Source organism: Anoxybacillus suryakundensis, from assembly GCF_001418025.1.
In the GTDB taxonomy this organism is placed as follows: domain Bacteria; phylum Bacillota; class Bacilli; order Bacillales; family Anoxybacillaceae; genus Anoxybacillus; species Anoxybacillus tengchongensis.
Genome location: NZ_LIOK01000004.1, coordinates 172,141 through 183,482, shown reverse-complemented (window position 1 = coordinate 183,482; position 11,342 = coordinate 172,141). Strand labels below are relative to the sequence as shown.

The following is an 11,342-nucleotide window of genomic DNA, read 5'->3' as shown; positions in this document are numbered from 1 at the left end:
GTATGAGTAAAATGTTTGTGGGAGGAAGCTAAACCCTCTTCCATCTGTTTCAAGGGGAGGTTTCCTTGAAAAGAAGGGGGGTGAGCAAAATAGATGCAAAAAGGACTCTCTTCCTGTATGGTGATAAGTGCGACCAAATCACACAGGAGGTCAGAGAGTCCTATGCAACAGTTTATCACAGATGGGCAAACATTAAAAGAGATAGAAATGGAATTGTTTTTGATGTTGCAAAAAACGTATGGGGAAATGTTTCAACAGGTATTGGAATGGCTGGATGAAGAGATCGCCAAGCAACGAGATAAAAAACGCTATTACCTAAAAGATAAACGAACGGTACGCATCCAGACGCTCTTTGGGGAGGTGGAGATCCGACGCAATTACTATTTGGATCGAGAAAAAGGCGTGTATACGTGTTTGTTAGATCATTTTCTCGGCTTCGATGGAGCGAAGGGGATGAGTCCGTTATTGGAGGAAACCGCCATTGAATTAGCCGTTATCGGTCCTTCTTATCGCCAAGCAGCCGAAGCGTTAGAGAAGATGGTAGGCTATGCGGTGATGAGCCATGAAACGATTCGGCAGATGGTATTACAGGCGACAGTGGATAGGCATCGTCCGATGGAAATGAAGCGACAGGTGTTGTTCGTGGAGGCGGACGGACTATATGTGAAACGGCAGCGAAGTCGCCGAAGAGGGAAGGAAGAAAAAATTTTGGTGGTGCACCAAGGATGGAAAGCAAACGGGAAACGGGTATCCTTGGTTGGGAAACGGCACTATGTACACGAAACAAAAGAGCCGGTGTGGGAAGGATTAGAACGATTCTTGAACGAGGAATACGGCTATGACCCAACGAGGGATTGGGTGGTGATCAATGGCGATGGAGCTGCGTGGATTACGGCTTGTCGGGAATATTTCGGGAAGCGAGCGTTTTTCCAGCTAGATCGGTTCCACGTAGCGCGAGAGATTCGCGAATGCTTAAAAGATCACCCACGGTACCGGACGATTCGGAAAAAGCTAGCCTTGTTTGATGAAAACGGGTTATTAACTGAACTGCATAGTGCGGTAGGCACCCTAGGGGATGAGAAGAAAGAAAAGCAATTGGAGGGATTGATTCAACGGATCGAATCGATGCCAGGATGTTTGAGTGATTACCGTCAATGGCTGCGGGAGAAAGGCATAGATACGACAGGAATGCGCCCGATGGGAAGTGCAGAGGGAACGATGCACGTCTTTGCGAAGCGAGTAAAAAATGGACGGAGTTGGTGTGAAGAAGGCATTCGAGCGTTTTTAAACGTGATGGTAGCCGTGAAAGACGGGTTAACGATTCAGACATGGAAAGGAGAGGTGCTTTCGCAAGAGGAGGAAAGAGAAAGGGAACGAGAAACGATCGTGAAAAAGGCGATCAAGCATGTAGGAACCAAGGTAGCGGAGTTGGTGCGAGGGAATATCCGTTATTTCCATCATTCGTCAGGAACGCCTATTTATCAAGCGTTAAAAGCATTGAAAGGGTTTTAAAAAAGCGAAAAAGGCACAGGCAAGCAGGATGAGAGGATTAGAAAACGCTTACATAAATCGAATTATTTAACCAAATATATCCATTGAATTAAAATATCAAAAAAATCTCCCACAAACTCTTGACTCAATCAAGGGCTACAATTTATAAATAAAATAATACAGTTACAACACAATAAACCTTCTTTAGAAAAAACGGAATGTGTTATTGAACATGAGGCAATGAGAGGAATGGCTTAAAAAATGATAAACCAGACCAATTTCTATAACCTTTTCATTTTTGATAATAAAGGAGGACCGAAAATTGGAGAGCATTTTGGAATTGTACGATGTGTGTAAAGTTTTTAATGGCTTTGCTTTACAAAATGTTAGTTTTTCTCTCAAAAAGGGCTATATTATGGGATTTATTGGCCCAAACGGTGCTGGGAAAAGTACTACGATCCGCTGTATTATGGATCTCGTACATATTGACAGTGGTAATATTAAGCTGTTTGGTGTAGATTATCATAAAAATTTGAAAGCATTAAAGCAGCGCGTTGGGTTTGTCTATGATCAAGATGTCTTTTTTGAGGATTTAAGTGTGGAAAAAAATAAAAAAATTATCTCGTTATTCTATAACACGTGGGATGATGATATTTTTTACCGATATGCCAACGAGTTTAACATTCCTTTAACAAAGCCAGTAAAACATTTGTCAAAGGGAACAAAAATGAAGTTTGCCTTAGCCATAGCTCTTTCTCATCATGCAGAACTAATTATTATGGATGAACCGACTACAGGGCTTGATCCGGTTTTCCGAAAAGAATTATTGGATATCTTAAAGGATATTATTAAAGATAAAGATAAGGCGATTTTTTTCTCGACACATATTACAACCGATTTAGAACAGATTGCTGATTTCATTACATTCATACTTGATGGGAAAATTCTTTTTTGTAAACAAACGGAAGAATTACTCAAACAGTATGTAATAATAACGGGGCCATTGAATCTTAAAGAGGTAGTCCAAGCCTCCCAACCCATATCATTCAAAGAAACATCGCTTGGATTTGAGGCATTTTTTGAAACGAGTAGGGCAACAGAAATAATTTCAAAGTATAATTTAAGCTTTAAAAAACCTTCCTTAGAAGAAATAATGTATTATTTAGTGAAATCTAATAATAATAAATAGGAATTCCTCTTGGATTTATAATTTCAAAGGTTGAAAGAAGGAGGAGAAATGCTTTGCTTCGTTTAATTTTAAAAGATTTATATACACAAAAAAAAATTGTTTATTTTTCACCTCTATTATCATTACCATATTTTCTTTCAATGGGTAAAAATATCTCTGGTTCAAATTTTATTGCGATCGTAATATACAGCTTATGTATTGCATTTATTGCTTATTTTATGGCAATGTATACCAATTTTAACACAGGAGAAAGTGAAATAAATCAAAATAGGCTTATTCTTAGTTTACCCGTTACGAGACGTTCTGTTATCAATGCAAAATACATAATGATTAGTGTATGGTGGTTATTTTCATATACTTCTCATATTTTGATATTTATTTTAATGAATGTGGTTGATACCAGTATGACTTTTAATCAATTGCTTGATATGAAAGTATTGTTGCTTTCATTGTGTTTTACCTATCTTTTAATGTCTATTTTCTATCCACTCAATTACAAGTTTGGATTTCGTGTTGCAAGCCCAATTGGAATTGCAGTATTTTTTCTTGTGACAAGTGGAGTGGGAAAGATTTTATCATCTAATAAGGCTAAGGGCATGATCTCTATCATAATAGATCAACCGATTATTTCCTTTTCTATTATTGCAATTAGTGTTACTTTAGTCTCTTACGTTTTAACAGCACATATTTTTACAAACAAAGATTTTTAAAATTTAATTATGAAAGAACCGACAGAGGAACAAAAAATAAAATAAATCATGAACCTAACGTTGCTTTATGAGGGGAGAGTTAAATAAATGATTCGTGGAAAAAAAGCCTCATTTATAATGGCAGTTATTTTTATGTTTGTTGCAGCAGCTCAAATCTTAGATAGAAACTTTTTGGCTATATTTCCATTTTTCTGTGGTATATATTTTCTTTTACAGGGATTTAGAGATAATAAATAAGTTTTATAAGATTCATAAAGGACTATATAACTGTAGATGAGCAAATTTACTAACATAAATTTACAACCAAACAAAAAAGAAGACATGAACCCGATTCCTTGGTTAGAATAGATGTGCCACAACTATCCACAAGGAGGTTCATGTCTCATGAATAGATTAGCACATCATCAAGGAATTCACAAGTTTTTCACGATGTTGGGGTTGGCCCTTTATTTCTCGAAACCTGTGATGAAGCATCTCGTTCATATCGTGGATGCGATGATTACAAAGGGCTTTTCGGGAACGCTGACCGATCTACATCATGGGAGTTTTCATCCGAACCATCGCACGACACTCAGCCATTTTTTCACGAAAAGCCCATGGGAGGAAGAGACGCTGCTTCGCAAACTCCAGCAGTGGGTGCTTCATCGTGTCGAACGCAGCTCGAAACGAGAGAATCAACCCATTTTTGTTTCGATCGATGATACGATTTGCCAAAAAACGAAGCCCTCGTCACGGGCAACACACGCCATTCAAGGGTGTGATTGGCACTATTCTCACGTAGAGAAAAAGTCGATCTGGGGACATTCTCTCGTTTGGCTCATGGTTCATACGATGACTCACTCAAGCGTTTCCTTTTGCCTTTCGCCTCTACGACAAGACGGTGGGGAAAAGCAAAGGGGAACTCGCGATCGAGATGCTTTCTTCGTTGGATGTGAGTCGCCCCGTTTATGTGCTCATGGACTCTTGGTATCCATCGAAAACCCTCGTGGGAGCCTGCTTGAAAAAAGGGTTCCACGTCATCGCGATGCTGAAGACGAATCGGATTCTCTATCCAAAAGGGACGGCCATTCAAGCAAAGGAATTTGCCAAATCTATGGAGCCACGGGATACCCGCCTCGTCACGGTGGGAAAAGAGCGTTATCGGGTGTATCGCTACGAAGGTGCTCTGAACGGTCTCAAGGATGCCGTGGTGCTGCTCGCTTGGAAAGCCGATCAGCCGATGACACCGAAACATCTCCATTGCGTCTTGAGCACCGATCGCGAGCTAAGCGACGAAGACATCTTGTGCTACTATGCCGAGCGTTGGTCGATCGAATGTTTTTTCCGTCAAGCGAAAGACCAGCTGAAACTCGATGGATACCGCGTTCGCGGGCGTCGGGCGGTGAAACGGTATTGGATCTTGGTGCAACTTGCGTATGTGTACAGCATGTTCGAGTCTAACAGTGATTTTTCGGATGGGCTCGATCTCCTGCGCAAGAGAAAAGGACATAGCCTCGTGGAGTTCATTTATCGTGCAGCAAAACAAAATATTCCCATTGATACCGTGAAAAAACAGCTCCACGTGGCATAAGGGGTACCCTGTTTGTCTCTTTTTAAATGGTAATTATTGTAACGAAAATTGCTCAACTACAGTATATAAGTTGAATTAAAGATTTACAACTGAACACACAAACGATCGATCGTTTGTTCTGGTTTCTGGTTGATTCGCTGAATAAAGGCTTGGACATTCTTTCTAATTTCTTGCACACTCGAATAGAACACGTTGTAAATCACGTCTGATTTCAGCCATTTCCATAGCCCTTCAATCAAGTTCAATTGCGGACTGTATGGTGGCAAAAAGACGAGCCCTAACCGATCTTCGTGTTCTTTTAAAAATGGCTGAATGAGTTTGGCATGGTGAATTCGAGCGTTATCTAAAATCATCACTATTTTGCCTGTGGGATAGCGTTCTAACACAAGTTGAAGAAATCGAAGAAATGTTTCCGCGTCATAGCGTTCTTCTTCGATGCAAAACACTTCCCCTGTTTCGTAGTTCAACGTGCCAATCAGCTTCAGCCCTTGATGTTTTCCAAACGTCGGAATGATTCGTTGTTTTCCTTTGACAAACCATGTTTTTTGAATCGCTTGGTAATCACGAATCATCGACTCATCTTGAAAGAGGACATGGGCGATGTTCCCATCTACCAGTTTTTTTTTACTTCAGGGGAGGTGATTTCGACGAATTCTTTTTGTTTCTCTTCATCGGCATTGGCTAGTGTATAGGTCGGTTTCGTATAGCTTAGCCCTAACCGATGCAGAATGTCACTTGTTCCGCGAAGCGTGTATGTTGGCCCCCACTTTTGTTGAATGAGTTCAGCGATTATCGCAAGCGTCCAATTATATTTTGCTTCGAATCCCACATCTACGGGGAGCTGATGTTCAATGATCAAAGCCAGCTCTTTTTCCTGCTCAGGGGTCAATCGACGTGGGGCGCCAGGTGAGTATTTCATCTCCAGTCCATCAAGACCGCGCTGGGCGTAGGCATGAATATAGTTATAAATAGTTTTCTTGGATCGACCAATAATCGTTGCGATTTCTCCTTTGGTATATCCCTGCAAATGAAGATAAATCGCTTGGTAGCGTTCATATGCTCGTTTACTTTTTGCTTCTTTCATGGCAGTGGACAACTTTTCGATCTCGTCTTTGTGATTTGGCATCATATTTTCTCTCCGTTCCCCTATTTTCTCTTTGTATTTATTCGCCGTGGAACGGGAGAAAACCTTTATTTCAATTTATATAGAGCGAAACGAATTGCGGAATCAGGGGAGATTGTGCCTGTAACGTACGAAGGAAGACAAGTTCTTATTCAACATGTCGATGAGAAAAATAAAACAGCAAGAATCTATTCGAAAGAAAATCCGAAAAAAGAAATGGTTGTCCTAGTCCATCTTCTAAACGAGGAATAAGTTCGTGCTAATTAGTACTTGGTATGATGTTAGGTGTTATCACCGCTCGAATCATGACAGAAGCCGTTTGTGCTTCTGTTTTTTTGTTTTTGTTACATCTCACATTTCGCGCCCTCTCGACAAAAATCGGGAGGATTTTTTTATCTTCATGTCGAATGAATCTTTGAAACACAAGGAAAGCAAAGGAGTTTCTACATCATGAGCGTTCAAATCCGTGCCATTTATGAAAGTTCTTATTTGAATATAATAAGCACCATTTTCAAGGATCCTAGCCTCCCTCGGTTGATTGATCGTCTCGTTCCCGTGGACCCTCAATGCCAAACTCGAGCCAGCGACGTTGTCTGGCTGCTTACCTTGGATATCTTGAGCGGTCGGCAAGCACTCGTTCATTTGGAACGATGGGCGCATGACATCGATTTGCCTAAGCTGATCCGACCAGGGCTTTCCCCCTCTTGGTTCAACGACGATGCCATCGCGCGCCATCTCGATCGACTGTACGACGCCAATATCCACGCGGTTCTTTCCGCCTGTCTTGTGCAAATTTACAAGAAAGAAGGAATCCCTCTTCGGGTGTTCCATGCCGATACGACCGATGTATCGGTTTACGGTACGTATGAATCGGCCTCGCCGGATGCCTTGCAGATTACGCATGGCTACAACCGGCATCATCGTTGGCAAAAGCAGATCGGATTTGGGCTGATTGGCAACGAGGATGGCATCCCGTTTTATGGCGATGTACACGACGGCAACCTGCCGGATAAGACGTGGAATCCCGAGGTGTTGTCCCGTGTGCAGAAACAGCTGAAGCAGGCGAAGATCGAAGATGAATGGATTTATGTTGCCGATTCTGCCGCCATGACGAAAGACACACTGGCGCAAACGAAGGCCGCCAACGCCTTTTTGATCACAAGAGGCCCTTCTTCGCTCCGGATCGTCAAAACCGCGCTGGCTAAAGCTGATGCCCAAGACACGCCGTGGAGCGATCCGTTTTCCTTAGCGGAGAAAAACGGAGCCACCTACCGGGTGTGGGAAACGACATCGACGTACGAAGGTCATTCGGTCCGGTTGATCGTCGTTGAATCCAGCGCGCTCGACCAACGAAAAGGAAAGACGCTCGAAAAAGAGCGAAACCAAGAAGCAGAGCTTCTTCGGCAGAAACAAACCCAGTGGGAAAGCCGTCTGTTTTCGTGCCGGGAAGACGCCGAACAAGCCCTAGCGTCTCTAAAGGCGTCCCTTCGTCTCCGGTTCCATCGCGTCGAGGCGTCAGTCGAAGCGATCGTGCGTCCGAAAAAACGGCGCGGACGTCCGAAAAAAGGGGCGGAGCCGGACATGGAAACGCTGTACGCCCTTCGCTTGAACGTGGAATTCGACCAAGATGCGTGGGAACAGGCGAGACGGAAAGCGTCCCGGTTTGTCCTTGTCACGACTGTTCCGGAGGAATGGAAAGGTCAACCGATGGATGCGAAAGAGATCTTGAAGTTGTATAAAGGCCAAATCTCGGTGGAAATGAACTTCTCTTTCTTGAAAGACCCGTTCTTTACGGATGAGATTTACGTAAAAAAACCGGAACGGGTCGTGGTATTGGGCTATTTGTTTCTGTTGGCCTTGGCGATTTACCGCGTCTTCCAGCGCCGGGTGCGTCAGTTCATCACCCCGGAACACCCATTAAAGGGCGCGGGAGGCCGGAAACTGACCCGACCGACCGGACAAGCGATTTTTCAATTGTTTTGGTATGTCAGAGTCGTCCTGTTGGAACTGTCGGATGGACGAATTCAACGCGCGTTAGGTCAACCGCTCACGTACGAGCAGCGAAGGATTCTGCAAGGATTAGGGATGGACGAGAGCATTTACGTCTAATGAGATAAAGAACGACCAACGATGGTAAAAAAAGGATACCATCGCTTTTGGTGTTGGTTTAAAAGTTATTCTAAAAAACTGAATAAAAAATCCTTTTGTTCCGCCCTACCAAGGTGCGAAATATGAGATATTGGGTTAAAATAAAGGCGTACGTGCAAATGATGAGAGAAAGAGTGATAGTTGTGAACGATCAAGTAAATCGTCTTCGGAAAATAGTAAAGGAAAAAACGTGGGTGTCGTTTTTGTACAATAACCACCCATATAGCTTGCTTCATTGGTCTGTTGCGGGATTTTCAAATGATGAGCGCGACGTCTGGTTGCTGCAAGATGAAATGACATTTGAAACACAATCGTTCGTTCAGTTAGATGAGGCGCTTGCTTGGATTGAACAACATATGCCAAGTATTACTGATATTTTATAAAGAGGGCGAGATGCCCTCTTGCTTATTGCGGGGAGTTTTGCCGTTTTGTCGGGTGAATGGCTTTTTCCAACTCCTCTTTTGCTATGATAGGACGGACGGTATCAGCTGTCGGTTTTCCTTTTTGGCTTTTATGTTTTGTCATGAAGCTTCACCTCTTTACGGGTGATGGGCGTAAAACCCCCTACGCCTTCAGGCTAGGGGATGTAAGCCCTAGTCGCCTTGTGTTTCAATGTATGGATGTATTTCATTGCTTTTTCAAGCCTTTACGGATCAGTTCATAAACTGCACCTGCAAAACTATAATACACTAGATGTATAATAAACATATACATAAAGGAGGTGAAGTCAATGCTGGTCAACAAAGCATACAAATTTCGCATCTATCCAAACAAAGAACAAGAAATCCTGATTGCTAAAACTTTTGGTTGTAGTCGATTTGTATTCAACTATTTTTTAGCAAAATGGGAGGATGCTTACAAGCAAACGGGCAAGGGACTAACTTACGACGCTTGTTCTTCTCAATTGACGCAATTAAAGAAAGAATTCACTTGGTTAAAAGAAGTGGATAGCATTGCGCTTCAATCTTCACTCAAGCGTCTGGATGATGCGTACGATCGCTTTTTTAAAAAGCAAAATGACAAGCCGCGTTTCAAGTCTAAAAAGAATCCTGTTCAATCTTACACGACAAAGCATACAAATGGGAATATTGCTGTGCTAGATCAACACATCAAGCTACCTAAACTTGGCCTTGTTCGTTTTGCAAAATCAAGAGAAGTAGAGGGGCGTATCTTGTCTGCTACGATTAGACGAAATCCAAGCGGAAAATATTTTGTTTCCATTCTTGTTGAAACAGAAGTACAAGAATTGCCTAAAACTAACTCGGCAGTTGGTATTGATGTCGGTTTGAAGGAATTTGCTATTCTTTCAGATGGAACAAAGTACGAAAACCCGAAATGGTTTCGTAAGCTGGAAGAACAACTAGCAAAAGCACAACGTATTCTTTCCAGACGAAAAAAAGGTGGCTCGAATTGGAATAAGCAACGAATTAAAGTCGCTCGTATTCATGAAAAAATCGCAAACGCTAGAAATGATTACTTACACAAAATTTCCACCGAGATTGTCAAAAACCACGACATCATCGGGATGGAAGATTTGTCGGTAGCTAATATGCTAAAAAATCATAACCTTGCAAAAGCCATTAGCGAAGTATCATGGTCACGATTTAGAACAATGCTGGAATACAAAGCTAGATGGTACGGAAAACAAGTTGTCACCGTAGCAAAAAACTTTCCGTCTAGTCAGCTTTGTTCATGTTGTGGCTATCAAAACAAAGACGTTAAAAATCTTGGGTTACGTGAGTGGGATTGTCCAAAGTGTCATACCCATCACGACCGAGATATCAACGCAAGTATCAATATTAAAAACGAAGCGATTAGGCTTCTTAACCGCAGGAACTGTGGGGATCGCCTACTAAATAACCGAAAAAACTTTCGGTGTTCGTAGGAATCCACTATGGCTTTAGCCTAGTGGTAGTTCAAGCTAAAAGATCGATTAAATGAGCAACTGATTGAGCAGTTAAAACAAAAACAAAAGGAACTACTAGAAGAAGAACAAAAACGAAAAGAAGAAGAGGAGGCAAAGCGGAAAGAGGAGGCGCGCAAACGTGAAAAAAATAAAACGTTTGCAGAATGGTTAGAAGAAAGTGATTTAGATTGGCGAAAATTTAAGTAACCGAGGGGAAAACCCCGGTTACCGATGAGCGGTGAAAATCGTTTGTTTTGTTAGTTGCTTTAGTGCAGTCATTTGTTCATCGCTTAATGTCACAGATTGGGCAGCGACGTTTTCGATCAGTTGTGATAATCGGCTTGCGCCGGGAACGACTGTCGCAACGACGTCATGAGCTAAACAAAAACGGAGAGCGATCGCAGTGAGCGTTTCGTTCGGTGCAACGGCTTTTAGTTTTGGAATAAGCGCCACTAATTCAGCAAACGAATAATCCGCATATCCGTTTTGTTTCGTTTCATCGCTTACTTGATCAATCGATCGTTCAGTTAATAGCCCTTTAGCGAGCGGTCCCCGTGCAATGACGCTAATGTGATGTTGCTTTAAAAGCGGAAACCATTCTTCAGCACGGCGATCGAGCAAACTATACGGCATCATAACGGAAACGATGCGCGATCGTTTGACGTATTCGCGAATGACATTTGGACGCATAGAGGAAATGCCATAATAACGAATAATGCCTTCCTGTTGCAATTCTTCAAACGCTTCAATCGTTTCATCGATCGGGTCATCAATCGTTCCACCGTGTAATTGGTATACATCAATATAATCGGTTTGTAACCGTCGCAAGCTATGTTTCACAGCTTCTTTAATGTATGTTTTTGACGGGTCCCACGTCCAACCGTTCCCTTGTTCCGTCCAGCGGTTCCCTACTTTCGTCGCAATGACGACATCATGTCGCTTTCCCTTTAATGCTTTACCAACAATTTCTTCATTCAACCCGCGATCATATAAATCGGCTGTATCAAAGTAGTTGACACCTTTATCCATCGCTTCATGAATGATACGAATGGCCTCATTTTCTGAAGTGCCAAGCGACATGCAGCCGAAGCCAATTTCGCTCACATATATGTTTGAATGCCCAAGTTTTCGTTTGTTCATGCTATTCACCCCTCTTTTTCATTAAATTATAACGAATAAGTTTACCATTTGTCTTTAAGCATGTA

The 11,342-nt window shown here is 42.2% G+C and carries 10 protein-coding genes and 2 pseudogenes; 10 read left to right on the top strand and 2 right to left on the bottom strand.

Going from position 1 to position 11,342, the window contains the following annotated elements:
* Window positions 1-162 precede the first annotated feature (162 nt).
* The 5 genes and pseudogenes from ASC42_RS04485 (at window position 163) to ASC42_RS04470 (ending at window position 4,960) form a co-directional block, all read left to right on the top strand.
* The gene (locus ASC42_RS04485; RefSeq protein ID WP_055440728.1) at window positions 163-1,512 is read left to right on the top strand and encodes an ISLre2 family transposase; all 1,350 of its coding nucleotides are present in this window, start codon (window positions 163-165) and stop codon (window positions 1,510-1,512) included.
* Window positions 1,513-1,813: 301 nt separating this feature from the next.
* Window positions 1,814-2,680, top strand: a complete 867-nt coding sequence (locus tag ASC42_RS04480) for an ABC transporter ATP-binding protein (protein WP_055440727.1) — start codon at window positions 1,814-1,816, stop codon at window positions 2,678-2,680.
* A 53-nt stretch (window positions 2,681-2,733) separates the two neighbouring features.
* Window positions 2,734-3,390 (top strand): ABC-2 transporter permease, encoded by a 657-nt coding sequence (locus ASC42_RS04475; protein ID WP_055440726.1) that lies wholly within the window; start codon window positions 2,734-2,736, stop codon window positions 3,388-3,390.
* Window positions 3,391-3,477: 87 nt separating this feature from the next.
* A complete protein-coding gene (locus ASC42_RS14015; protein WP_163151105.1) occupies window positions 3,478-3,627 on the top strand; it encodes a hypothetical protein in 150 nt (49 codons plus the stop codon).
* 147 nt (window positions 3,628-3,774) lie between these two features.
* Window positions 3,775-4,960: pseudogene (locus ASC42_RS04470) on the top strand (IS701 family transposase).
* Window positions 4,961-5,043: 83 nt separating this feature from the next.
* Here ASC42_RS04470 and ASC42_RS13650 read toward each other — a convergent pair.
* Window positions 5,044-6,089 (bottom strand): IS630-like element ISBs2 family transposase gene (locus ASC42_RS13650; protein ID WP_141653491.1). Its coding sequence is split into 2 segments (ribosomal slippage): window positions 5,044-5,583 and window positions 5,586-6,089, totalling 1,044 coding nucleotides; the frame shifts between segments, so codons are not numbered across the junction.
* A gap of 36 nt (window positions 6,090-6,125) precedes the next feature.
* On the opposite strand from ASC42_RS13650, the gene ASC42_RS14215 reads away from it, so the two are divergent.
* From ASC42_RS14215 to ASC42_RS13640, 5 genes and pseudogenes are all read left to right on the top strand, one after another.
* The gene (locus tag ASC42_RS14215; protein WP_055440741.1) at window positions 6,126-6,335 is read left to right on the top strand and encodes an H-type small acid-soluble spore protein; all 210 of its coding nucleotides are present in this window, start codon (window positions 6,126-6,128) and stop codon (window positions 6,333-6,335) included.
* 198 nt (window positions 6,336-6,533) lie between these two features.
* Window positions 6,534-8,192, top strand: a complete 1,659-nt coding sequence (locus ASC42_RS04450) for an IS1634 family transposase (RefSeq protein WP_055440724.1) — start codon at window positions 6,534-6,536, stop codon at window positions 8,190-8,192.
* A 182-nt stretch (window positions 8,193-8,374) separates the two neighbouring features.
* Window positions 8,375-8,614 carry a DUF2552 family protein gene (locus tag ASC42_RS04445; RefSeq protein WP_004889687.1) on the top strand — a complete coding sequence of 80 codons (240 nt, stop codon included), beginning with the start codon at window positions 8,375-8,377 and terminating at the stop codon, window positions 8,612-8,614.
* A gap of 347 nt (window positions 8,615-8,961) precedes the next feature.
* Entirely contained in the window at window positions 8,962-10,116 is a 1,155-nt protein-coding gene (gene tnpB, locus ASC42_RS04440) for an IS200/IS605 family element RNA-guided endonuclease TnpB (RefSeq protein WP_055440723.1), read from the top strand.
* Window positions 10,117-10,146: 30 nt separating this feature from the next.
* Window positions 10,147-10,344, top strand: a pseudogene (locus ASC42_RS13640) (YqkE family protein); the annotation flags it as partial.
* An 18-nt stretch (window positions 10,345-10,362) separates the two neighbouring features.
* Here the strand turns inward: ASC42_RS13640 and ASC42_RS04435 are convergent.
* Complete coding sequence (locus ASC42_RS04435) at window positions 10,363-11,277, bottom strand: aldo/keto reductase (RefSeq protein ID WP_055440722.1); 915 nt, start codon at window positions 11,275-11,277, stop codon at window positions 10,363-10,365.
* Window positions 11,278-11,342 lie beyond the last annotated feature (65 nt).

Bases quoted from the DNA above. Each gene is read 5' to 3' on its own strand.
- ASC42_RS04485 (WP_055440728.1), top strand. From the start codon at position 163: ATGCAACAGTTTATCACAGATGGGCAAACATTAAAAGAGATAGAAATG.
- ASC42_RS14015 (WP_163151105.1), top strand. From the start codon at position 3,478: ATGATTCGTGGAAAAAAAGCCTCATTTATAATGGCAGTTATTTTTATG.
- ASC42_RS04435 (WP_055440722.1), bottom strand. From the start codon at position 11,277: ATGAACAAACGAAAACTTGGGCATTCAAACATATATGTGAGCGAAATT.
- ASC42_RS04450 (WP_055440724.1), top strand. From the start codon at position 6,534: ATGAGCGTTCAAATCCGTGCCATTTATGAAAGTTCTTATTTGAATATA.
- tnpB (WP_055440723.1), top strand. From the start codon at position 8,962: ATGCTGGTCAACAAAGCATACAAATTTCGCATCTATCCAAACAAAGAA.